General features: G+C 70.4%; 23 protein-coding genes. 12 read left to right on the top strand and 11 right to left on the bottom strand.

Annotated elements, in window-relative coordinates; translation table 11 throughout:
* From ACRDSQ_RS24555 to ACRDSQ_RS24585, 7 genes are all read left to right on the top strand, one after another.
* Positions 1-561, top strand: a 561-nt coding sequence (locus ACRDSQ_RS24555; protein WP_431424328.1) for an FAD binding domain-containing protein, incomplete at its 5' end; no start/stop codon positions are given.
* On the top strand, positions 561-1,031 hold the full coding sequence (locus ACRDSQ_RS24560) for a (2Fe-2S)-binding protein (protein ID WP_091369643.1): 471 nt from the start codon (positions 561-563) through the stop codon (positions 1,029-1,031). The genes ACRDSQ_RS24555 and ACRDSQ_RS24560, both read left to right, overlap by 1 nt.
* Positions 1,028-2,383 carry an 8-oxoguanine deaminase gene (locus ACRDSQ_RS24565; RefSeq protein WP_431424329.1) on the top strand — a complete coding sequence of 452 codons (1,356 nt, stop codon included), beginning with the start codon at positions 1,028-1,030 and terminating at the stop codon, positions 2,381-2,383. Before ACRDSQ_RS24560 ends, ACRDSQ_RS24565 begins: the two co-directional genes overlap by 4 nt.
* Before the next feature lie 5 nt (positions 2,384-2,388).
* Positions 2,389-4,695 (top strand): xanthine dehydrogenase subunit D, encoded by a 2,307-nt coding sequence (gene pucD / locus ACRDSQ_RS24570; RefSeq protein ID WP_431424330.1) that lies wholly within the window; start codon positions 2,389-2,391, stop codon positions 4,693-4,695.
* Positions 4,696-4,720: 25 nt separating this feature from the next.
* A complete protein-coding gene (gene uraD, locus ACRDSQ_RS24575) occupies positions 4,721-6,637 on the top strand; it encodes a 2-oxo-4-hydroxy-4-carboxy-5-ureidoimidazoline decarboxylase (RefSeq protein WP_431424331.1) in 1,917 nt (638 codons plus the stop codon).
* 12 nt (positions 6,638-6,649) lie between these two features.
* On the top strand, positions 6,650-7,141 hold the full coding sequence (locus tag ACRDSQ_RS24580) for a nucleoside deaminase (protein ID WP_431424332.1): 492 nt from the start codon (positions 6,650-6,652) through the stop codon (positions 7,139-7,141).
* Position 7,142: 1 nt separating this feature from the next.
* Positions 7,143-8,282, top strand: a complete 1,140-nt coding sequence (locus tag ACRDSQ_RS24585; RefSeq protein WP_431424333.1) for an XdhC family protein — start codon at positions 7,143-7,145, stop codon at positions 8,280-8,282.
* A gap of 7 nt (positions 8,283-8,289) precedes the next feature.
* On the opposite strand, the gene ACRDSQ_RS24590 is transcribed toward ACRDSQ_RS24585, so the two are convergent.
* From ACRDSQ_RS24590 to ACRDSQ_RS24600, 3 genes are all read right to left on the bottom strand, one after another.
* Positions 8,290-8,853 carry a TIGR03086 family metal-binding protein gene (locus ACRDSQ_RS24590; protein WP_431424334.1) on the bottom strand — a complete coding sequence of 188 codons (564 nt, stop codon included), beginning with the start codon at positions 8,851-8,853 and terminating at the stop codon, positions 8,290-8,292.
* Positions 8,854-8,866: 13 nt separating this feature from the next.
* Positions 8,867-9,505: a pyridoxamine 5'-phosphate oxidase family protein gene (locus ACRDSQ_RS24595; RefSeq protein WP_431424335.1), complete on the bottom strand. Its 639-nt coding sequence runs from the start codon at positions 9,503-9,505 to the stop codon at positions 8,867-8,869.
* Between the two features lie 96 nt (positions 9,506-9,601).
* Positions 9,602-11,215 carry a peptide chain release factor 3 gene (locus ACRDSQ_RS24600; protein WP_431424336.1) on the bottom strand — a complete coding sequence of 538 codons (1,614 nt, stop codon included), beginning with the start codon at positions 11,213-11,215 and terminating at the stop codon, positions 9,602-9,604.
* A 130-nt stretch (positions 11,216-11,345) separates the two neighbouring features.
* Between ACRDSQ_RS24600 and ACRDSQ_RS24605 the strand changes: the two genes are divergently transcribed.
* Entirely contained in the window at positions 11,346-13,025 is a 1,680-nt protein-coding gene (locus ACRDSQ_RS24605) for a ribonuclease J (RefSeq protein WP_431424348.1), read from the top strand.
* Here the strand turns inward: ACRDSQ_RS24605 and ACRDSQ_RS24610 are convergent.
* The 3 genes from ACRDSQ_RS24610 to ACRDSQ_RS24620 form a co-directional block, all read right to left on the bottom strand.
* Positions 13,012-13,272: a hypothetical protein gene (locus ACRDSQ_RS24610; protein WP_431424337.1), complete on the bottom strand. Its 261-nt coding sequence runs from the start codon at positions 13,270-13,272 to the stop codon at positions 13,012-13,014. The two genes, ACRDSQ_RS24605 and ACRDSQ_RS24610, sit on opposite strands and share 14 nt — an antisense overlap.
* A gap of 86 nt (positions 13,273-13,358) precedes the next feature.
* Positions 13,359-13,577 (bottom strand): hypothetical protein, encoded by a 219-nt coding sequence (locus ACRDSQ_RS24615; RefSeq protein WP_431424338.1) that lies wholly within the window; start codon positions 13,575-13,577, stop codon positions 13,359-13,361.
* A gap of 197 nt (positions 13,578-13,774) precedes the next feature.
* Complete coding sequence (locus ACRDSQ_RS24620) at positions 13,775-14,065, bottom strand: hypothetical protein (protein WP_431424339.1); 291 nt, start codon at positions 14,063-14,065, stop codon at positions 13,775-13,777.
* A 300-nt stretch (positions 14,066-14,365) separates the two neighbouring features.
* Here ACRDSQ_RS24620 and ACRDSQ_RS24625 point away from each other — a divergent pair, with 300 nt between their 5' ends.
* From ACRDSQ_RS24625 to ACRDSQ_RS24640, 4 genes are all read left to right on the top strand, one after another.
* Positions 14,366-15,271 carry a tyrosine-type recombinase/integrase gene (locus ACRDSQ_RS24625; RefSeq protein ID WP_431424349.1) on the top strand — a complete coding sequence of 302 codons (906 nt, stop codon included), beginning with the start codon at positions 14,366-14,368 and terminating at the stop codon, positions 15,269-15,271.
* A gap of 63 nt (positions 15,272-15,334) precedes the next feature.
* Positions 15,335-15,832 (top strand): hypothetical protein, encoded by a 498-nt coding sequence (locus ACRDSQ_RS24630; RefSeq protein ID WP_431424340.1) that lies wholly within the window; start codon positions 15,335-15,337, stop codon positions 15,830-15,832.
* On the top strand, positions 15,829-16,605 hold the full coding sequence (locus tag ACRDSQ_RS24635; RefSeq protein ID WP_431424341.1) for an AAA family ATPase: 777 nt from the start codon (positions 15,829-15,831) through the stop codon (positions 16,603-16,605). Before ACRDSQ_RS24630 ends, ACRDSQ_RS24635 begins: the two co-directional genes overlap by 4 nt.
* Positions 16,602-17,759 (top strand): hypothetical protein, encoded by a 1,158-nt coding sequence (locus ACRDSQ_RS24640; protein WP_431424342.1) that lies wholly within the window; start codon positions 16,602-16,604, stop codon positions 17,757-17,759. The genes ACRDSQ_RS24635 and ACRDSQ_RS24640 overlap by 4 nt, the downstream gene beginning before the upstream one ends.
* Here the strand turns inward: ACRDSQ_RS24640 and ACRDSQ_RS24645 are convergent.
* From ACRDSQ_RS24645 to ACRDSQ_RS24665, 5 genes are all read right to left on the bottom strand, one after another.
* Positions 17,746-18,600, bottom strand: coding sequence for an aminoglycoside phosphotransferase (locus ACRDSQ_RS24645; protein WP_431424343.1), 855 nt, complete (start codon positions 18,598-18,600; stop codon positions 17,746-17,748). The two genes, ACRDSQ_RS24640 and ACRDSQ_RS24645, sit on opposite strands and share 14 nt — an antisense overlap.
* A 78-nt stretch (positions 18,601-18,678) precedes the next feature.
* Positions 18,679-18,858 (bottom strand): hypothetical protein, encoded by a 180-nt coding sequence (locus ACRDSQ_RS24650; protein ID WP_431424344.1) that lies wholly within the window; start codon positions 18,856-18,858, stop codon positions 18,679-18,681.
* Between the two features lie 67 nt (positions 18,859-18,925).
* Positions 18,926-19,849, bottom strand: coding sequence for a radical SAM protein (locus ACRDSQ_RS24655; RefSeq protein WP_431424345.1), 924 nt, complete (start codon positions 19,847-19,849; stop codon positions 18,926-18,928).
* Between the two features lie 103 nt (positions 19,850-19,952).
* Complete coding sequence (locus tag ACRDSQ_RS24660; protein WP_431424346.1) at positions 19,953-20,363, bottom strand: hypothetical protein; 411 nt, start codon at positions 20,361-20,363, stop codon at positions 19,953-19,955.
* 152 nt (positions 20,364-20,515) lie between these two features.
* Positions 20,516-21,733 (bottom strand): transposase (locus ACRDSQ_RS24665; protein WP_431424347.1); only part of this gene is annotated, 1,218 nt, incomplete at its 5' end.

The raw sequence follows: 21,733 nt of genomic DNA on the forward strand, positions 1-21,733 counted from the left end.
CGCAACCGGGGCACGGTCGGCGGCAACCTCGGCGCCGCCTCGCCCGCCGGGGACTCGCACCCGCCGCTGCTCGCCGCGGCCGCCGAGATCGAGGTCGCCTCGGTGCGCGGCACCCGCCGCATCCCGGCAACCGAGTTCTACACGGGGGTCAAGCGCAACGCGATGGAACCGGACGAGCTGATCGCCGCGTTCCACATCGCCGCCGCCGACGGCCCGCAGCAGTTCGCGAAGATCGGCACCCGCAACGCCATGGTGATCGCGGTCTGCTCGTTCGGGCTGGCGCTGCACCCCTCGACCCGCGCGGTCGGCACCGGTGTCGGCTCCGCGGCGCCCACCCCGCGTCGGGCGACGAACGCGGAGACGTTCATCGCCGCCGAGCTGGAGTGGGACTCGCCGGGTCCGCTGCGCGACAGCGTGCTCGTCCGCTTCGGCGAGCTGGTCGCCCAGGCCGCGTCACCGATCGACGACGTCCGCGGCACCGCGGACTACCGCCGCCATGCCCTGTCCGTCATGGCCCGCCGCACGCTCAGCTGGGCCTGGGACTCCTACCGGAGGAACTGATGCGACTTCGCTGCAAAGTCAACGGCGAGGCCCTCGAGGCCGACGACGTGTGGCCCGGGGAGTCCCTGCTGTACGTGCTGCGTGAGCGGCTGGGCCTACCCGGTTCGAAGAACGCCTGCGAGCAGGGCGAATGCGGGTCCTGCACGGTGTACCTCGACGGGGTGCCGGTGTGCTCGTGCCTGGTCGCCGCGGGTCAGGTCGAGGGCCACGAGGTGACGACCGTGGAGGGTCTGGCCGATGGTGACCGGCTCGACCCGGTGCAGCAGGCGTTCGTGGAGAAGGGCGCGGTGCAATGCGGTTTCTGCACGCCCGGCCTGATCGTCGCGACGCACGACCTGCTGGAGCGCCGCTGTCAGCCCAGCGACCCGGAGATCCGGGAGGCGCTGGCCGGGAACCTGTGCCGCTGCACCGGGTACGAGAAGATCCTCGACGCCGTGCGCCTGGCCGCCGACCGCAAGGCCGCCTCATGACGACACTGGTGATCGAGGACTGCGCGGTGGCCACCGTCGACGCGGCGGGCACCGAGCACGCGTCCGGGCACGTCGTGGTCGAGGGCGACCGCATCGTCGCGGTCGGCCCCGGCTCCGCGCCGCCCGTGCGCGGCGGGGACGTGCGGCGCATCGACGGCGGCGGCTGCGTCATCACCCCCGGCCTGGTCAACACCCACCACCACCTCTACCAGTGGGCGACCCGCGGGCTGGCGCAGGACGCGACGCTGTTCGGCTGGCTCAGCGAGCTGTACCCGGTGTGGTCGCGCATCGACACCGGTGTCCTGGCCGGGGCGGCCGAGGCCGCGCTCGGGTGGCTGGCGAAGTCCGGGTGCACCACCACGACCGACCACCACTACGTGTTCCCGCGCGACGGCGGCGACCTGTTCGCCGAGGAGATCGCCGCCGCGGGCCGAATCGGTGTCCGGTTCCACCCGGCGCGCGGGTCCATGGACCTGGGCCAGTCCCAGGGCGGGCTGCCGCCGGACTCGGTCGTCGAGGACCGCGACGCGGCGCTGGCCGCGACCGAGGCCGCGATCGACCGCTGGCACGACGCAGGACCGAACTCGATGGTCCGGGTCGCGGTCGCGCCGTGCTCACCGTTCTCGGTGACACCGGACCTGATGCGCGACGCCGCGGAGTTGGCCCGCCGCAAGGGAGTGCGCCTGCACACCCACCTCGCCGAGACCCTCGACGAGGAGGAGTTCTGCCTGCGGCACTTCGGCTGCACCCCCACCGAGTACCTGGATCGGCTCGGCTGGCTGGGCGAGGACGTGTGGCTCGCGCACTGCGTGCACCTGTCCGACGTGGCGGTCAAGCGGTTCGGCGAGACCGGCACCGGGGTCGCGCACTGCCCCACCTCCAACGCCCGCCTCGGCGCGGGCATCGCCCCCGTCCGCGCCCTGCTCGACGCCGGTGTCCCGGTCGGCCTCGGCGTCGACGGCGCCGCCTCCAACGAACAGAGTTCCCTGATCGACGACGTCCGCGAAGCGCTCCTGGTCGCCCGTCTGCGCGGCGGCCCCGCCGCCCTGACCGCACGGGAAGCGCTGCGGCTGGGCACCATCGGTGGCGCCGCCTGCCTGGGCAGGGCCGACGAGATCGGGTCGATCGAACCCGGCAAGCTCGCCGACCTCGCCCTGTGGCGGATCGACGGCCTCGGCCACGCGGGCATCGAGGACCCGGTCGCCGCCCTCGTCCTGGGCCCACGCCCACCGCTGGACCTGCTCCTCGTCGGCGGCAAGCCCGTCGTCGAGGACGACCACCTCCGCATGGCCGACGAGCGGCGACTCGCCGCCGCCGCCCGCGCCGCCCACCGCACCCTCCAGTCGAGGTGACCCTGATGAGCCGACCCACCACCGCCCCGGACCGCATCACCACGCCCATCAGCGGCGGTGTGGGGGCCAGTCCGCTGCGCCCCGATGGCGCCCTGAAGGTCAAAGGCGAGTTCGCCTACTCCTCCGACATGTGGATGGACGACATGCTGTGGGGCGCCACGCTGCGCTCCCCGCACCCGTACGCCCGCATCAACTCCGTCGACCTGACCGAGGCCCTGAAAGTGCCCGGCGTGTACGCCGTCCTCACCCACGAGGACGTGCCCGGGCAGCTGCTGTTCGGTCTCGAACACACCGACCAGCCCGTCCTCGCCGTCGATGTCGTGCGCTACCAGGGGGAAGCGATCGCGGTCGTCGCCGCCGACCACCCGGAGACGGCGCGCCGGGCGATCGCGAAGATCGTCGTCGACTACGACGTCCTCGAACCGCTCACCGACATGGAGAAGGCCGTCCACTCCACCGACGCGCCGGCGCTGCACCCGGGCGGGAACGTGGTGCGACACCTCCCGATCCGCCGCGGCGACCAAGAGGTGACCGCCCCGGTGGTGATCCGCGGTGAGTACGAGGTCGGCATGCAGGACCAGGCGTTCCTCGGCCCGGAGTCCGGGCTCGCCGTCCCGGCCGAGGACGGCGGTGTCGACCTCTACATCGCCACCCAGTGGCTGCACGTCGACCAGAAGCAGGTCGCCGCGTGCCTGGGGCTGCCGGCGGAGAAGGTGCGGCTGACCCTGGCCGGGGTCGGCGGCGCGTTCGGCGCCCGGGAGGACCTGTCGATGCAGGTCCACGCCTCGATGCTGGCGCTGCGGACCGGTCGCCCGGTGAAGATGGTCTACTCCCGTGAAGAGTCCTTCTTCGGCCACGTGCACCGCCACCCCGCGAAGCTGTACTACGAGCACGGCGCCACCCGCGACGGCAAACTCGTCTACGTCAAGGCCCGGATGTTCCTCGACGGCGGCGCCTACGCGTCGAGCACCGGGGCGGTCGTCGCGAACGCCGCGACCCTGGGTGTCGGGCCGTATGAGGTGCCGAACGTGTCGATCGACTGCTGGGGCACCTACACCAACAACCCGCCGTGCGGTGCGATGCGCGGGTTCGGCGCGGTGCAGGCCGCGTTCGCGTATGAGTCCCAAATGGACAGACTGGCCGCCGAACTCGGGCTCGACCCCGTGGACGTGCGGGTGCTCAACGCGATGTCGGAGGGCTCGGCGATGCCGACCGGGCAGATCATCGACAGCCCCGCCCCCGTGGCGGAGCTGCTGCGCCGGGTCGAGGCGATGCCGCTGCCCGCCGATGCCCCCACCGACAGCTACGACCTGCGCCAACTCCCCGGTGGGGTGTCGAACACGACCCACGGCGAAGGTGTGGTGCGCGGTGTCGGGTACGGCATCGGCATCAAGAACGTGTGCTTCTCCGAGGGCTTCGACGATTTCTCCACCGCCCGGGTGCGACTGGAGATCATCGCCGGGGAACCCACCGCCATGGTCCACACCGCGGCCGCCGAGGTCGGCCAGGGCCTGGTCACCGTGCAGGCGCAGATCGCCCGCACCGAGCTCGGGGTCGAGCGGGTCACCATCCACCCGGCCGACACCCAGGTCGGCAGCGGCGGCTCCACCTCCGCCTCACGCCAGACCTATGTGACCGGCGGCGCGGTCAAGGCCGCCTGCGAGAAAGTCCGCGGCATGGTCCTCGACCTCGCCCGGCAGCGGCTCAACGTCGACGGTGAACTCCGCCTCGACGGCGGGAAGATCGTCTCCGACCGGCTCGGGGTGCTCGCCGACCTCGCCGACGTGCTCGGCGACGACGCCATCGACGAGACCGTCGAGTGGCGCCACCGCCCCACCGAGGCACTCGACCCCACCACCGGGCAGGGCTTCGCGCACGTGCAGTACGCCTTCGCCGTGCACCGCGCTGTCGTCGACGTGGACGTCGACCTCGGCTTGGTGCGCGTGGTCGCCCTGGACTGCGTGCAGGACGTCGGCAAGGCGATCAACCCCGACGCCGTGGTCGGGCAGATCCACGGCGGCTCCGCCCAGGGCCTCGGCCTGGCCGTCATGGAGGAAATCCAGGTGAAGGACGGCAAGATCCGCAACCCGTCGTTCACCGACTACCTGATCCCCACGATCCTCGACATGCCCCCCATGAAGGTGGACGTGCTCGAACTGGCCGACCCGCATGCGCCCTACGGCCTGCGCGGTGTCGGTGAACCGCCGACGATCTCGTCCACCCCCGCGATCGTCGCCGCCATCCGCGCCGCGACCGGGCTCGCCATCCCGCGGGTCCCGGTCCGACCGGAAGACATCACCGGTACCGCCTAGGCCACGACTAGAGGAGTTGGCCGCAATGTCCGCCAAGACCCGTGAAACACCCGCACACCCGCACCCAGTCGACGAGGTGCTGCCCGCGGGCAAGCTCGCCCTGTACGGCTTCCAGCACGTCCTCGCCTTCTACGCCGGCGCCGTGATCGTCCCGATCCTGCTCGCCGGCGCGATCGGCCTGTCCGACACCGAACTGATCCACCTCATCAACGCCGACCTGTTCACCTGCGGCATCGCCTCGATCATCCAGTCCATCGGGTTCTGGAAGGTCGGCGTACGCCTGCCGCTGCTGCAAGGCGTCACGTTCACCGCCGTGTCCCCGATGATCGCGATCGGCATGGCCGCGGGTGGCGGCACCGAGGGGCTGGTGACGATCTACGGCTCGGTGATCGTCGCTGGCCTGTTCACGTTCTTCATCGCACCGTTCTTCAGCAAGCTCGTCCGGTTCTTCCCCCCGGTCGTCACCGGCACCGTCATCTCCGTCATCGGCATCGCACTGCTGCCCGTGGCCGCGAACGACGCCGCGGGCGGCAACAGCGGCGCCGCGGACTACGCGAGCCTCACCAATCTCGCCTACGCCGGCGGCACCCTGGCCATCATCCTGGTGATCTACCGGCTCTCCCGCGGGTTCTTCAGCACCGTGGCCGTCCTCATCGGACTGGTCTGCGGCACCCTGCTCGCCACCATCCTGGGCCACGCGCACTTCGACGCGGTCGCAAGCTCCGACTGGTTCGGCGTGACCACCCCGTTCCACTTCGGGTGGCCCAAGTTCAGCGTCACCGCGATCATCTCCATGATCGTCGTCATGCTGATCACCGCCGTGGAGACCACCGGCGACGTGTTCGCCACCGGGGAGATCGTCAAGAAGCGCATCACCCGCGACGACATCTCCCGCGCCCTGCGCGCCGACGGCCTGGCCACCACCCTCGGCGGTGTCCTGAACTCCTTCCCGTACACGTGTTTCGCCGAGAACGTCGGCCTGGTCCGGCTCACCCGGATCAAGAGCCGCTACGTGATCGCCTCCGCCGGGGTGTTCATGATCCTGATCGGGCTGATCCCCAAGGCCGGTGCGATCGTCGCGGGCATCCCGCACCCGGTGCTCGGCGGCGCGGGCCTGGCCATGTTCGGCACGGTCGCCGTCGTCGGGTTCCAAACCCTCGGGCGCGTCGACTTCCACGACCAGCGCAACGTGATGGTTGTGGCGGTGAGCGTCGGGCTCGCCCTGATCCCGGTGGGGGTGCCGAAGTTCTTCAGCAACGTGCCCGACAGCCTGCAGATCATCGTGGGCAGCGGCATCACCCTCGGCAGCCTCTCGGCGATCTTCCTCAACCTGCTGTTCAACGTGTGGGGCGGCAAGAAGAAGACCGCCTCCGTGACCGCGACGCCACCGCCGGAGAAGGTCACCCTCGAGCAGGTCAACCAGATGTCGCGCGAGGAGTTCACCCGACGGTTCTCGGTGCTGTTCCAGAACGGCCCGTGGATCGCCGAGGAAGCCTGGACCGACCGTCCGTTCGACGGTGTCTACGCGATGCGCCACGCCTTCCACAGCGCCCTGTTCAACGCGCCGGAGCCGGTCGCGCTGGAGCTGATCAAGTCCTACCCGGACCTCGCGGGCAAGGCGCTCATCGAACGGGTCCTCGGGCCGGAGTCGCTGCGCGACCAGTGCTCGGCGGGCCTGGACCGGCTCACTTTCGAGGAGTACGACCGATTCCACGACCTGACCGAGGCCTACCACGAGAAGTTCGGCTTCCCGCTGGTCGTGTGCGTCCGCGAGAACACCAAGAAGACGATCTTCGCCGCCGCCGAGGCACGCATACAGAACTCCATCGGCCAGGAACGCGCCACTGCCCTGGTGGAGATCGCCAAGATCGCCAACCTGCGGCTGCGTGACCTCGTCGAGGAACCCCAGCACGCCGATTCGCTCGCCATCTCAGAGAAGTAGGGACTCCCTGCCATGTCAACGCAGTCTGCTCAGCCCGACCTGAAGCCCTGGCTCGACCGGGCGGTCGCCCTCGCGACCGAGAACGTCGCCGACGGCGGCGGCCCGTTCGGCGCGGTGATCGTCCGCGACGGCAGCGAACTGATCTCCGTCGGCGTCAACCGGGTCACCCGCGACTTCGACCCCACCGCCCACGCGGAGGTGGTCGCGATCCGGGAGGCGTGCCGCAAGCTGTCGAGCTTCACCCTCGACGGCTGCGTCCTGGTCACCTCGTGCGAGCCCTGCCCGCTGTGCCTGGCCGCGGCCCTGTGGTCCCGCGTCGACCAGGTCGTCTACGCCGCCGACCGCTACGACGCCGCCGCGGCCGGGTTCGACGACCTGGCGTTCTACAAGCTGTTCGAGTCACCCCGCGACACGTGGACGGTGCCGGTCGCCCACCTGTCGGTCGAGGCGCACAACGCCCCGTTCGACGCCTGGACCGCCAACCCCGCGCGAGTGGAGTACTGACATGCGCGACGTCCTCGACCACCTCGGCCCCTGGTACCGCGACGGTCAGCGGTTCGCGGTGGCCACCGTGATCGACACGTTCCGCTCCGCACCCCGCCTACCGGGTGCCGCCATGGCGGTCTCGGCGGGCGGGGAGGCGGTCGGCAGCGTGTCCGGCGGGTGCGTCGAGGGCGCCGTGTACGAACTCGCCCGGGAGGTCATCGAGACCGGGCAACCCGCGCTGGCCCGGTACGGAGTCGCCGACGACGACGCGTTCGCCGTGGGCCTGACCTGCGGCGGGATCATCGACATCCTCGTGCAGCCGGTCGACGCGGCCGGCTTCGCCGAGTTCGACGAGGTGGCGGCATCGATCGACACCAACCCGGTGGCGATCGCGACCGTCGTAACCCCCGGCCCCGACTTGGGCAACCGGGTCATCATCTGGCCGGACCGGGTGTCCGGCGGGCTGGGTGACGCGGCGTTGGACGCGGCGGTCATCGAGGACGCGGTGGCGATGCTGGAACAGGGCACCACGGCGGTGCGCCACTACGGGCCTCGGGGCGAGCGGATGCGCGAGGACGTCGCGGTGTTCGTGCAGTCGTTCGCCCCGCCTGCCCGGATGGTCGTGTTCGGCGCGATCGACTTCGCCGCGGCGGTGGCCCGGATCGGCAAATTCCTCGGCTACCACGTGACCGTATGCGACGCCCGGCCCGTGTTCGCCACCCGAAAGCGGTTCCCCGACGCCGAGGAGGTCGTCGTCGACTGGCCCCACCGCTACCTCGCCGCCGCGATCGACCAGGGTTTGATCGACGCCCGCACCGCCCTGTGCGTGCTCACCCACGACCCCAAGTTCGACGTCCCGCTGCTGGAACTCGCGCTGCGCACCGACGCGGGCTTCATCGGCGCGATGGGCTCGCGCCGAACCCACCAGGACCGCATGACCCGGCTGGCCGAACTGGGCCTCACCGACACCGAACTGGCCCGGCTGTCCTCACCGATCGGCCTCGACCTCGGCGCCCGCACCCCGGAGGAGACCGCGGTGTCGATCGCCGCGGAGATCATCGCCGCCCGCTGGGGCGCGGGCGGGCAGCCGCTGTCGAAGACCACCGGCCGCATCCACGGGGAGTCCGTGGCCCACCTGCGTGCCATGACAGCCCGGTGACCAGCGGTTACACTCGCCTGCCGAACCCCGCCAGCAGCAGGGTCTGCTGGTCGGCGTCGGCGGGAACCTCCGGCCGTGCCGCCACCGCACCCGCCGCCCGGTAGCCGTCCTCGTTCTTGGCGAACCACTGCGCGCACGCCGCGACCAGCTCGGGGTCGAGGCGGTCGTCGGCGCCGATCGCCCTGGCCAGGTCCCACCCGTGGACGAGGTGGTCGGTGAACAGCTGCCACGCGTATTCCTCGCCCGAAACGTCACCGAACGACAGGTGCACGGTGCGACCCAGCGCGCCGTTTGCGCTGACCGCGTCGACCGCCGACCCGGCCGCGCCGGTGTAGACCGCGACCGGGTCCGAGCCCAGGACGTCGCCGTCGAAACGGTCACCGACCTCCTCGATCGTGGCGCCACCCATCAGCGGCGCGGTCCACAGGTCCTCACCGGCGACGTGGTTGACCAGCGCGCGCACATCCCAGTCAGCGCACGGCGTAGGGGCGGTCCACTGGTCTTGGCGGACCGCGCGCAGGTGTTCACCGAAGCGTTCGCAGGAACGGCGGTGCAGGTCGGCGAGGTTCATGGTGGTCCTCCGCTCAGCGCCAGCGCACCGGCCGGTCGCCTGGATCGTTGGCCGGGTCGTGCGCGGGCAGCGCGTCGCTTGCCCAGTCGGCGCGCTTCCACGACGGCACCGGAGTCACCTGCCGGTGTCGGGGCACGAACGTGGACCGCTCGACGAGTGCGTAGTGGTGGACGTAGCGCCCGCAGTTGGGGAACACCCGCGTGACCTGGATCCGCAGGACCAGCAGCGCACCGGGCCACGTCCCGAGAAGAGGGTCGTCGGCGGCGACGGTGGCCGTGCCCTCGACCCGTGTGCGACCACCGTTCTCCAAATCGATGAACAGCAAACCGACCGGCGAACCCGCGGCCACGTTGCCCAGCGAGAGGAACATGCCATTGCCGTCGTAGCACGGCATCACGATCGTGTGCTCGTCGACGACCCGCAGGAAACCGGGATCACCGCCCTTGTAGGAGCAGGTCGGCTGCCCGTCGGGGGCGACGGTGGCGAGGAAAACCATGTCCCGCGCCTCGATGAACGCCTTGTCGTCCTCGGTGAGCGCGTGGTGGACGAGGCGTTCGCTGATCCGGTCGGCGATGCGGCGCGTGTCGAACTGGTCCTGCAGCGCCCGCTGCCCGGGGTGGTAGTCGATCCCCGTTGTCGCGTCGGCTCCCATGGGCCCGCTCCCTTGTCGCGTCCCCCGCTACGGCCGGACACTACGCGCCTGATGTGACGCGCGAATAGGGTCGACAGGACACTGCCCGCGCACCGGTCAGTCGGTGCTGGCGACCAACGGCTCCAGCAGGATGTCCGGGTTGAGCCTGCGCATGACACCCATCGCGGTGGCGTCGATGAACAACGCCAGATCCACCCCGTCGGTCCGGGTCAGCACCTCGCTGCGGGTGCCACCGTCCACAATCGACCGCTGCTTCGGGTCCGCCAACCGCCGCACCACGCTGTACGGCAGCGGCTCCAGCCGCACCGGCGACTTGAACTCCGCGTCCATCCGGTGCGTCGCGACCTCGAACTGCATCGGGCCGACAGCGGCGAACACCGGCGCCCCATCACCGCGGCGCAGCGACCGCAGAATCTGGATCACACCCTCGGACTCCAGCTGGTCGACCCCCTTGCGGAACTGCTTCGCGCGACTCAGATCCGCCGGGCGCGCCACCGCGAAGTGCGCCGGCGCGAAGCTCGGCAGACCCGGGTACCGCACGGCGGGCTTGTCAGCGAACAGGGTGTCCCCGACGCGCAGGGAGGTCGCGTTGACCAGGCCGATCACATCACCCGGAAACGCGCTGTCCAAAGTGGTGCGCTCGCGACCGAACACCTGCTGCACGTATTTCGTGGCGAACGGCTTGCCCGTGGTGGAGTTGGTGACGACCATGCCGCGCTCGAACATCCCCGAGCACACCCGGGCGAACGCGACCTGGTCGCGGTGCGACGGGTCCATGCCGGTCTGCACCTTGAACACGAACGCCGAGAACGGCTCGTCGAGCGGGCGGGGACGGTCCTTCACATCCAGGCGCGGGGTGGGCCGGGGCGCGAGTTCGACGAGCAGGTCCAGCAGGTGCCGCACACCGAAGTTCAGCACCGCCGAACCGAACAGCACCGGCGTCGCCGAGGCCTGCAGGAACCGGTCGAGGTCGAACTCGCCGCCGGTCTCGGCCAGCAGGTCGGCCTCCTCGACCGCGCGGGTCCACTCCGCACCCTCGGCCTCCTCGGCGGCCGTCGGGTCGAGGCGTTCCTCTCCGGCGGCCGTGGCGCCACCGGCGGTGCGGGCGTAGCGGATGAAGTCGCCGTCGCGGCGGTCGACGACGCCACGGAAGTGACCGGCGTCGCCGACGGGCCAGGTCAGGGGCATCGGCTGCAGACCGATGCGCTCCACCAGCTCGTCGCACAGGCGCAGGGCGTCCATGCCGGGGCGGTCCCACTTGTTGATGAACGTGATCACCGGGATGCCCCGGTGGCGACACACGTCGAACAGCTTCAGGGTCTGCGGCTCCAGGCCCTTCGCGGCGTCGAGCAGCATGACCGCGCAGTCCACGGCGGAGAGCACCCGGTAGGTGTCCTCGGAGAAGTCCGCGTGACCGGGGGTGTCGAGCAGGTTGATGACCGAGTTGCCGTAGGAGAACTGCAGCGCCGCGGAGGTGATGGAGATGCCGCGAGAGCGTTCCATCTCCATCCAGTCGGACACGACACCGCGCCGACCGGCCTTGCCGTGGACCGCGCCCGCCTCCGAGATGACCTTCGCGTGCAGCGCCAGGGCCTCGGTCAGCGTCGACTTGCCCGCGTCGGGGTGGCTGATCACCGCGAACGTGCGGCGGCGTCCCGCTTCCCACACCACATCCGAGGTCGAGGCGGTCACCGGACTGGCGGCGGTCATGCGAGTTCCCCACGTTCTGGTCGGATTCCGGACAATCCTACGTGGCCGGACCCGCGGCCCTGCGGCCGCGCATGATCAGGACCGCCGATTTCCCTCCCGAAACACCCGCACGTAGCGTTGCGGTGTGACTATGGCCCGTACCGCCGCCCCTCCCCCGCCGCTGGAACCGGGTGCCCTCCGGGTCCTCGCCCTGGGCGGGCTCGGTGAGATCGGCCGGAACATGACCGTGTTCGAACACGAGGGCAAGCTGCTCATCGTCGACTGCGGAGTCCTGTTCCCCGAGGAGCACCAGCCCGGCGTGGACGTGATCCTCCCCGACTGGAGCTGCATCCGCGACCGCCTCGACGAGGTCGAGGCCCTGGTCCTGACCCACGGCCACGAAGACCACATCGGCGCCGTCCCGTACCTGCTGCGCGAGCGCCCCGACATCCCGATCGTCGGGTCGCGGCTGACGCTGAGCCTGCTCGCGGCGAAGCTCGTCGAACACCGCATCAAGCCGGTGCTCGTCGTGGTGAAGGAAGGCGAACACCTCACCCGCGGCCCGTTCGACCTGGAGTTCCTCGCGGTCAACCACTCCATCCCCGACGGTCTCGCCATCGCCATCCGCACCCAGGCAGGCCTGGTCCTGCACACCGGCGACTTCAAAATGGACCAGTTCCCGCTCGACAAGCGGATCACCGACCTGCGCGGCTTCGCCCGCCTCGGCGAGGAAGGGGTCGACCTGTTCCTCACTGACTCCACCAACGCCGACGTGCCCGGGTTCACCATGTCCGAACGCGACCTCGTGCCCGCGATCGACGAGGTGTTTCGCACCACCCCGCGCCGGGTCATCGTCTCCAGCTTCGCCAGCCACGTGCACCGCGTCCAGCAGATCCTCGACTCCGCCGCGGCCCACGGGCGCAAGGTCGCGTTCGTGGGCCGCTCGATGGTCCGCAATATGGCCGTCGCGACCGAACTGGGCTACCTGAAGGTCCCCGCGGGGCTGGTGGTGGACGTCAAGGCAATGGACGGGCTGCCCGCGAACCAGGTGACGCTGGTCTGCACCGGGTCCCAGGGCGAGCCGATGGCCGCGCTGTCGCGGATGGCCACCGGCGACCACCACATGATCACCATCGAGGAAGGCGACACGGTCCTGCTGGCCAGCTCGCTCATCCCCGGCAACGAGAACGCCATCTACCGGGTCATCAACGGGCTGACCGACCGCGGCGCGAACGTCGTCCACAAGGGCAACGCGAAGGTCCACGTCTCCGGCCACGCCAGCGCGGGCGAACTCGTCTACTGCTACAACCTCGTGCAGCCCTCCAACGTGATGCCGGTGCACGGCGAGGCCCGCCACCTGCGGTCCAACGCGGAACTGGCCGTCCGCACCGGGGTCGCCCGCGAACGTGTCCTCATCGCCGCCGACGGCCACGTCGTCGACCTGCAGGACGGGCTCGCCACGATCACCGGAAAGATCAAACTTCACTACGTCTACGTCGACGGGCAGACCGTCGGCGGCGTCACCGAAGCCTCCCTGGCGCAGCGCCGCACCCTCGGTGAGGAAGGCGTCATCACCGTCGTCGCCATCATCGACATGGAGACCGGCGGCCTCGCCGAGGAACCCGACTACATCGCCCACGGCTTCGAACACGACACCGAGACCTTCAGGCCCGCCACCTCCGCCATCGAGAAAGCGCTGGTCGGCGCGGCGGAACGCGAGATCAGGGACCTCGACGAACTCGAGAAGATCATCGGCCGCGAGGTCAGGCAGTGGGCGCAGCGCAGCTACAAGCGCCGACCGGTCGTCATCCCCGTGGTCATCGAGGCCTGAGCCTCAGGCCAGGGCCCAGCGACCCGGCCGCCGGGGCCAGGTACACCAGCGGGAACGGGATGTGCGCGTACCGGCCCGCCCGGACCACGGTGACCACGGTGACCACGGCCCCGACGAAATACGACCGCGGCACCCCGTACTCGACCAGGGACGCCACGGCGAAGCCGAGGTTCAGGAAACTGGCGACCGCCGAGAACGCCGCCATGGCGGCGGCGACCAGGGTGACGACAACGTACGGGGTGGACATGGGACTCCTGTCGGTCGCGGATGCCGGGTGTCGATCCGTCGCTGAACAGACGGCACCCGGCCCGCGGATGTGACAGAAACCAGCCGTCACCACCTCTGCAGGACCAGCAGGTGGCGCATCGCGTCCTCACCGAAGCTGCTGCGGCAGTTCTCTCCCTGGGTCTGGAACTCCCCGGCGTTGGGCTGCGCGCCGTAGGTTTGGCCGTCGAAGTGGTAGATCACGCTGAAGAACACCTGCAGCGCCGAGTCCAGCAGCGAACCGTCCAGCTTGCCCCGGAACGCCACGGTCCCATCAGCGGCGGCCACGAAGGGTCCCCGTAGTACTCAAGAAATTTCGCGCGGATATCCCTGACCAGTGGTGATGCTGCGCTCCAGCCCCGGCGCCGCGGGCTGGACAGTGTCTCGGTGGCTTGGTGCACGGCGGCGAGACCCCGGCTTGACGTAGGGCTGCAAGCTGCGCAGGGGACTTGTTCGGCACCGACCGACCAGCAACGCGGCTGGCCTTACATGCCGAGGGTGCCGCTGAGCACTGCCTCCAGGCTCGCGCGGCTGGTCGAGCGTGCCACGCGGGGGATCGTCATGGGTGCGCGCATGGGGCGTTCCAGCAGACCGCGCGCCCACATCGCGTCGCTGTACGGGGTGTGGAGCCACACGGCACGAACGACCATTCCTTCCTTGCGGAACTCGTCGCGGATGATCTGCCCGTCGTCGAAGGTGGCTTCGTCGTGTTCCCACCGGTGTTCGCTCGCCCACTGGAGTACGTCTGGCCTGCGATCGGTGTGCGGAGCGGGCATAGCGCGCCTCCTGCGGCGTTGGGTGACGCACCTGATGCGTAACCTAACGCGTACCATCATGCGTCACTAGGTGCGTTACCTCAAGAGGCATCTCGGGCTGCCGGGCTTTTTGTGGTGTGGCGTACTTCTGATACTTGTCAGTATCGGAAGTACACTTCCGGGATGACTTCCGATATTTCGGTCCAGACGGTTTCGCAGGCCGGCGGTTCCACTTCCGATATTTCGGCCAGTGTCGATCAGGGGGCGACTGACGGGGTTCGGCGAGGGCCGGGGGCGTTGCCGACGGTGGTGCCGGTGGAGATGTCGGAGATCTTCGCGGCGTATGTCGCGGCGGTCTCGGCGCCGGGCGGGCCGTTGGACGGGGACACGGTGCGGGCCTACGTCTCGCGGGTGCGGCAGTTCCTGGCGTGGTTGGCCGAGGCGCAGGAGGCGGGCGCGGTCGACGGCGACCCGCTGGGTGTCGCGCACGCTCGGGACGGGGCGGTGCGCGATTACCGCACCTACCTGTTGACGGTGGCGAAGCGGACACTGTCGACGGTCAACGCGCACCTGACCGCGGTCGACCATTTCTACCGACACGTCGGGTTGGGCGCGGCGGTGGTCAAGCGGCAGGAGGTTCCGAAGGCCGCGCCTCGGGCGCTGTCGGCTCGGGCGCGGACCCGGTGGTTGCGCGCGGCGCAGCGGGCCGACGCCCGGGACAAGGCGCTGGCCTACCTGGGTTACTACGCGGGCCTGCGCGGCGGGGAGGCTGTTGCCCTCGATGTCGGCGACGTGCGGATCACCGCCCGCAAGGGCGTGCTGATCGTGCGATTCGGCAAGGGCGGCAAGTACCGGGAGGTGCCGCTGCACCCACACCTGCGCACCGCACTGGACGAGTGGATCACCGAGCGCGCCACCTGGCGGCCCGGCGCCGCGGACACCCCAGCGTTGTTCCTCAACCGCCGCGGTGGGCGGCTCTCGGCGCGCGGCGCCTACAACGCGCTGGCCGCGATCGCCGAGGACGCGGGCCTGCAGTTCGGCCGCGACGGCGACCTCACCCCGCACGCCCTGCGCCACACTGCCGGGACCGACATGATCCGCGACGGGGAGGACATCGTCACCGTCGCGGAGATCCTCGGCCATTCCATCGAGACCGCCCGCCGCTACAGCCTGCCCACCGATGCCGACAAGCAACGCGCCATCGAGCGCCTGGCCGTCGACGAGTAGCCAAACCACGCACCGGCCTCGGGGCCCTTGGAAGGAGTTCGACATGGACGACGGGAAGCATCGGTGAGCAGCCCGGACCACGCGGTGATCCAGCAGCGGTTGACCGACCTGCTGGACCTGCACCTCAAACACCTGCGACGCGGCCGCGACGAACTCCACGCCCGGCGGCTGTCGCCGGACAAGGTTGAGGGCGTGCTGCTCGGCACCGCGATGCTCGCGGTCGACTACGCGACCGCCGCGCTGGGGCTGCTGCTGACCGACTTCAACGACCTGGCCGCCCGGATGATCGCCGAGACCGAACCGGACACGGCCGAAGTCGAGATCCCCACCGACCCGCACGAGGCCGCCGAGTGGCGGCGCAACGCGGCACGGCTGCTCGCGGGGGCCTGGGTGGCCAGTCAGCTCACGGCGAACGTGCCCCCGCGGGCCTGGCCGGAGGACTTTCCCCTGCTGTGTCTGACGGTCGCCGCCCGCGCCCAGGTCCAGCACGAGATCGATGAGGACCTCGACCACCTCGGTGAGGACCAGGGCGGCACGGACGATGCGGGAGGCCGGCGGTGAGCCGGGCGCGTACCCGCACGGGCGGGTTCGTCGAGCAGGTCCGGCTCGATCCGCACGCTGGCACCGGTCGCTACCCGTTCACGCTGCCGATCGTGCGGCACCTCGACCGGGTCGGCGGGCTGGAGTTGGACCCGGCGGTGACGTTCCTGGTCGGCGACAACGGCACCGGCAAGTCCACCCTCGTGGAGGCGATCGCCGTCGCGGCGGGATTCAACCCGGAGGGTGGGTCCCAGTCGTTCCGGTTCGCCACCCGCGCCACCGAGTCGAGCTTGGGTGATCACCTGATCCTGCGGTGGGGCACCCGCAAACCGCGCACCGGGTTCTTCCTGCGCGCCGAGTCGTACTACAACGTGGCCAGCGAGATCGAGCGCCTGGATCGCGAGCCGGGACCGTCGCTGCTCCCGGCTTACGGTGGGGTGTCCCCGCACGAACGCTCCCACGGTGAGTCCTTTTTGGACCTGGTGACGCACCGATTCGGCCCCAACGGGTTGTACCTGCTCGACGAGCCCGAGGCGGCGCTGTCGGTCAAGGGCTGCCTGGCGTTGGTCGCCCGCATCGCCGACCTGATCGCCGAGGGCTGCCAGTTCGTGATCGCCACGCACTCGCCGATCCTGCTGGCCGTGCCGGGGGCGCGGATCCTGCAGGTCGACGGCGACGGGCACATCGAGCGCGTCGACTACGACGAAGCCGAACCGGTCACCCTGACCCGGGGATTCCTGGACTCGCCGCAACGGTTTCTGCGGCACCTGCTCGCTGAGGAGAGCGGCGAATGAGCGGCGGCACGAAGGCCGGGGCGGCGTGGGAAGGGCTCAACGAGCGGCAGCGGCTGTACCTGTCGACGGTCCTGGACTTCGACCAGGCCGCCGAGGTGGAGATCAAACGGCAGTCGGCGCAGTGGATGAAAACCCCGCCCGCGGCGGAGTGGCGGCAGATCACTTACGACATCAAGCTGCCCAAAGAGATCTCCGGCTACAGCTCGGTGCAGTCGGTGCTGCGCCGCGCCGGGCAGCACGACCCCGGTTCCGGGTCGTCGCTGGCCGCGCTGGAACGGCGGGGCCTGGTGCAGGTCACCCATGACCGGGTGTACATCCCGCCGTTCGGGAACGTGCCACGGATCCGGGTCCGGCTCACCCCACTCGGACGCGCCACCGCCCGCGTCGGCAAGGGGATCACCGCCCCGGCCACACCGCCCAAGGGGTTGATGGCGCGCTGGTCGTTCGCCGCGCTGGCCCGGTTGTACGCGGCCGGTGAGGACGGATTGGTCCTGCACGCCCGGGACACACCGTCGTGGAACACGCTGTTGAAGCTGCGCGATCGCAAGGACGGCTCGTTCATCGACGAGTTCGGCCGTGGCCGAGTGCGGCTCTCGGTCCTCGGTCGGCGGCACTACGAGCTGCACCGCGCCTGCTACCGCGAGCTCTACCCCGACATCGACACCCCGGAACCCGCCGAGCGGGTCGAAGGCGCACACGGCGGGTTGGCCGATCACCGGGTCCGCCGGCCGCGGCACCTGGTGCGCGAGACCGACCTGCCGGTCCTGGCGAAACTCGCCGCCCTGGAGGCCAAAGACGCCTGTCACCTGCGGCGGGTGGTCGCCGAGAAGTACGAGCGGTTGGGCCAAGAGGTGCCCGAGGAGGTGCGCGCCATCCCATCGGGCCTGCTGCGCTGGCAGGTCAAGAACCTGACCCGCACCGACAAGTCCATCAACCGGCTCGCCACCCATCCCGGCGGGCCGCTGATCGAGGTGATCGACACCCCGAACGGGCCGTTCCACCGCGACACCCACCCGACCGTGCCGCTGATCGTGCTCACCGACCACGGCCGCGCCCACTACGCCCGCCACCTGCCCGACTACCGCGAGGCCCACCCGGAACGCGACATCCCGGATCACCCGGACCACTGGGGCGTCGACGTCAGGACCGGGTGAGGCGGGCCAGAACCTGTTCGGCGTTGCGGTGCAACGGAACCGCCAGCCCCGGGTAGTCGCCCTGGCCGACCCGCATCAGCAGCCGGGTGGTGGCGTAGAGCTGGGCGAGCATCCCGTCGCGGGTGTCCAGCAACGGGGCGAGTTCCGCGCGCACCGCGGCCGCGGTCGCGGGAACAAGCAGGGTGTGCACATACAGGCAGGCCGCGTCGTACCCGGCAGGGGCCATCCCCCAACCCTCCCAGTCGACAAGCGCGCAGTCAGGCCCCAGCAGGTTGGCCCAGTGCAGGTCACCGTGCGCCGCGGCCCACCGGCCGACGGTGGGATCTCCGGCGCGGTCGCCAAAAAACATCTCCACCCGGCGGGTGAGGTCGTCCTGGTCGACCGCGATCCGGCCGGTCGGCGTGGCCGCGACCGCCGCGAGCGAGGACCACAGCCCCTCCCACCAGCCCGGAACCACGGTCAGGGGTTCTCGGAGTTCCGGGGTGGGTGAGCAGCGGCTGCCAGGCATCAGGATCATCAGCTCCGCGCGCACCGCCCAGTCCCCGTCGGTGAAGTCCCAATGCCGCAGCACCCGGGGCCTGGCCGCCCCGGTGATCACGTTGGCGTCGACGTTGCCGGTCCAGAACGCCCCACCCGCCCAGGTGTGCTGCTCGACGACCAGCCGCAGCCACCGCGGCCCGGCGGACGTGGCGACACGGGCACCGGCGGAACGGTCGTTCCACCCGAACACCACCTCCCCGTCGACGGTGGCGTCGACCTCGGCGGCAGCCGCGCGGAACCGCTCGGCCAGCCAGGCGCGGTGCGCGGCGTCGGCGGCGGACAGATCGGGATCGGCGGCCATGTGCCCAAGGCTACGAGGCCGCGTCGGCCCGCCGACGTCGGTGCAGGGGCGATCCCCGCCTGCGGCTGGGGCCAGCCGCTACGTCGCGTCGTCGATCCCAGGTTGAGCGCGGCGGCGAGCGCGCGTGTGCCCGGTTGCGGCGGCTGTCATCACCTCGGCCCGGCGCGCGGCCTCGGGACGCAGATCGATCGGGCGTCCTGGACCGCGCGACCCGGTGGCGACGTAGACGATCAGCTCATCGGCGGATGCCTGCCGCACCCAGCGCAGGGCCGCCTCGGTGACGGTGATCAGTTCTCTCCCCTTCCGATCTGGCTTCCGGGCGCGGTCAGTAGCGGGGCCAGCACGAGTTGGGTTTGCATTTGATCGGGTCGCAGGTGGGGCTGCACCGCGGTGAGCAGGTCGGTTGGCAGTTCGGGTTGCATGAGGGCCCGCAGTCGGGGTTGCAGGGCTGGTTCTTCGGCGCGCAGTCAGGCCTGCACGCGCTCGGCGCTCGCCCGGCGAACGCTGCTGCGAGTTCGGCGCGCACGGCGTCGGCGGCCGGGCTGTCCAGGATCGCGGCGAGTTCGTCGTCGAGGACGTTGCCGATCGGCAGCCATCGGGAGAACACGCACGGCCACACCGCGCCGTCCGGTGACACCGCCGCCACGCTGTCGCCGCAGTTGCCGCACAGCCGCGCGGTGGAGGCCTGCTGGTCGCGGACACCGCGCCCGACCTGCCGCAGCCGGTCATAGCCCACCGCCGGGACACCCAACTCGACCAGTTCGGCCTGGGCCTGCTCGGCGCGCTGCCCACCACCCATGTCGATCACCCCGGCCCGCAGCGGGATCCCGCGCCGGACGGCTTCGGCGATGTTGGCGCGGGTGCGGGCGTGACTGGGCTTGGCGGTGACGGCGGCGTGCTGGTCGGGGTCGTCGGAGTAGTAGCTGGTGGCCAGGGAGACGCCGGGTCGGGAGAACAGCTCCCACATCTCGGCGGTGACGTGGACCAGGTTGGTGAACACCTCCACCTGAAGCCCGGACGCCAGCGCGTGCTCGACCAGCACCGCAAGATCCGGGTGCAGGGTCGGCTCACCCCCGATGAATTGCACCATCCCCACCCGCAGCGCCGCGGCCTCGTCGATGATCCGCACCCAGTCCGCACGGGTCATCGACCCGTGCGTGCCGGTCGGCGAACTGGAGGCGTAGCAGTGTCGGCATTCGAGCTGACAACGGCCGGTGATCTCCAACCACAGCAGGGAAATCCGCCCCATCCCGCGCCTCCCTTTGTCGTCACACGAACACCGACGATCAGTGTGACGCAGAGAACCGACAAGATCACCCCACGCGACCCTGGGCGTGGTCGCCGGCGCCTGGTTACGCGGTGGCGTGCCGGTGCGGGAAGAAGAACATGATCAGCAGGATCGGGCCGGCGGCACTGAGCAGCCCGATCAGGGCCATGCCGGGAACGATGGTCGCGATGCCGTCCCACTGATGGCGGAGCTGGGCGGTGAGTGCTCCGCCGATGAATAGGAAAGCGGCCGCGACGTTGATCGCGCGGCGGGCCCAGTTGCGGGCCAACGAGTCCATCGAGCGGGCGTTGCCCCAGGCCACGCGCGCCGCGATGAGGTGCAACACGACGGCCTGGGCGTAGCCAAGGAGCGCGGGCAGCTCCATCGCCGCGAAGCCGGCACCAAAGTTCGCCGCGGCCACGAACGCCGAGCAGATCGCTCCCACCACGACCAGACCGACCGCGTACCACGGCACTTTCGCAGGTTCGACCGACACGAGAGCGCAGCGTAGCGCGATGATCACACCAACTCCGCCTCGAGTCCAAGGCTCTGGCGCGGCTACGCGCGTCGGCGGCGGCAGGATCGCGCGGCCGCCGGTGCGCGCCGCCGACATCAGGTGATCTGGTTGGCGCCCATCGTCTCGCCGTTTTAGAACAAGGTGTCGCGCACCCTCAGCGGCCGGTATCCGGTCGGGCCGAGCTGGGCGAGTTCGCTCTCGATGTCCACTTCGATGGCGCCGAAGAAGTTGATGTTCTCGCTGTGTGCCGGGGAGATGTGCGTGAGGACGTCGTCGTCGACACGGCGGCCCGCCGCGCGCATCGACTCCACGGCCAGGCCGTAGTACTCCGTCGACCACGCCACCACCGCGTTGGTGACCAGGGTGAGGCACCACGCCTGTTCGGTCTGCGCGTCGATGTGACGGGCCCGCACGGTCCCCTCGTGGGCGTAGAGCAGATCCCGCTTGAGCGCGTGCAACGACTCGCCCTTGTTCAGCTGCCGCGAGATCTTGCGACGGTAGGCGGGGTCGGCGAGGTAGCGGGCGGCGTAGATCGTGCGCCGCAGCGCCCCGTACTCCTTCAACGCCGCGGCCAGTGCGTTCTGCCGCCCCGAGGCCGAGAGCTTGCCGACCAGCAGCGACGCGGTCGCGTGCCCGAACTTCAACGACCCGGCCACACGAAGCAGGTCGTCGTAGTGCTCGACGATCAGGTCGGTGTTGAGCTTGCGGGTCAGCAGCGGCCCAGTGTGCGGGAACTCGGTCTCGACCTGCGCCCGCGACCCGGTGCGGTAGAGGGTGATCTTGCCCAGGTCCCGGATGCGCGGGGACAGTTGCAAGCCGAGCAGGTCGAACAGACCGAAGTTGACCAGCATCACCCCGTGGGTGTCCGTCGCGTGTTCGGTGATCGGGACGTCGGTGGCGTTGCCGAGGATCTCGTCGAGGACGTAGTGGGCCTCGCGCTTGGTCGCCACGATGACCTTCGTGCCGTAGGTGGTGTGCTGGTCGGTGACGTGCGTGTAGGTCGAGAGGACCTGCCCGCCGTGGATGACCATCTCCCGGCCGGTCAACGTCTTGCCGCGCACCGGGAAGCGTTGCCCGTCAGACGAGGACAGGGTGCCGGTGCCGAACACCGCCGCCAGCGGCAGCGTGCCGTGGTAGCCGATGATCGCCAGGTTCGCCGCACGCAGCGTCTCCTCCCGCACGTACCACTCCGCGGTCCACGCGAGGATGTCGTAGGAGATCCCACAGGCGTCGGCCATCCGCGTCAGGCCGAGGTTGGTGGAGTGGCTGATCAGCACCGCGATCAGGTTCCGCTTCAACTCCGGGCTGCGGGACTGCTTGCCGCCGGCGTGGGTGAAGCAGTCCAGGAA

The sequence above is a fragment of the Actinokineospora sp. genome (assembly GCF_050699995.1).
GTDB lineage: Bacteria > Actinomycetota > Actinomycetes > Mycobacteriales > Pseudonocardiaceae > Actinokineospora.

What these genes read in the sequence shown, in the direction of transcription:
- ACRDSQ_RS24560 (WP_091369643.1), top strand. Translation starts at nt 561, where the DNA reads ATGCGACTTCGCTGCAAAGTCAACGGCGAGGCCCTCGAGGCCGACGAC.
- ACRDSQ_RS24565 (WP_431424329.1), top strand. Translation starts at nt 1,028, where the DNA reads ATGACGACACTGGTGATCGAGGACTGCGCGGTGGCCACCGTCGACGCG.
- pucD (WP_431424330.1), top strand. Translation starts at nt 2,389, where the DNA reads ATGAGCCGACCCACCACCGCCCCGGACCGCATCACCACGCCCATCAGC.
- uraD (WP_431424331.1), top strand. Translation starts at nt 4,721, where the DNA reads ATGTCCGCCAAGACCCGTGAAACACCCGCACACCCGCACCCAGTCGAC.
- ACRDSQ_RS24580 (WP_431424332.1), top strand. Translation starts at nt 6,650, where the DNA reads ATGTCAACGCAGTCTGCTCAGCCCGACCTGAAGCCCTGGCTCGACCGG.
- ACRDSQ_RS24585 (WP_431424333.1), top strand. Translation starts at nt 7,143, where the DNA reads ATGCGCGACGTCCTCGACCACCTCGGCCCCTGGTACCGCGACGGTCAG.
- ACRDSQ_RS24590 (WP_431424334.1), bottom strand. Translation starts at nt 8,853, where the DNA reads ATGAACCTCGCCGACCTGCACCGCCGTTCCTGCGAACGCTTCGGTGAA.
- ACRDSQ_RS24595 (WP_431424335.1), bottom strand. Translation starts at nt 9,505, where the DNA reads ATGGGAGCCGACGCGACAACGGGGATCGACTACCACCCCGGGCAGCGG.
- ACRDSQ_RS24600 (WP_431424336.1), bottom strand. Translation starts at nt 11,215, where the DNA reads ATGACCGCCGCCAGTCCGGTGACCGCCTCGACCTCGGATGTGGTGTGG.
- ACRDSQ_RS24605 (WP_431424348.1), top strand. Translation starts at nt 11,346, where the DNA reads ATGGCCCGTACCGCCGCCCCTCCCCCGCCGCTGGAACCGGGTGCCCTC.
- ACRDSQ_RS24610 (WP_431424337.1), bottom strand. Translation starts at nt 13,272, where the DNA reads ATGTCCACCCCGTACGTTGTCGTCACCCTGGTCGCCGCCGCCATGGCG.
- ACRDSQ_RS24620 (WP_431424339.1), bottom strand. Translation starts at nt 14,065, where the DNA reads ATGCCCGCTCCGCACACCGATCGCAGGCCAGACGTACTCCAGTGGGCG.
- ACRDSQ_RS24625 (WP_431424349.1), top strand. Translation starts at nt 14,366, where the DNA reads ATGTCGGAGATCTTCGCGGCGTATGTCGCGGCGGTCTCGGCGCCGGGC.
- ACRDSQ_RS24640 (WP_431424342.1), top strand. Translation starts at nt 16,602, where the DNA reads ATGAGCGGCGGCACGAAGGCCGGGGCGGCGTGGGAAGGGCTCAACGAG.
- ACRDSQ_RS24645 (WP_431424343.1), bottom strand. Translation starts at nt 18,600, where the DNA reads ATGGCCGCCGATCCCGATCTGTCCGCCGCCGACGCCGCGCACCGCGCC.
- ACRDSQ_RS24655 (WP_431424345.1), bottom strand. Translation starts at nt 19,849, where the DNA reads ATGGGGCGGATTTCCCTGCTGTGGTTGGAGATCACCGGCCGTTGTCAG.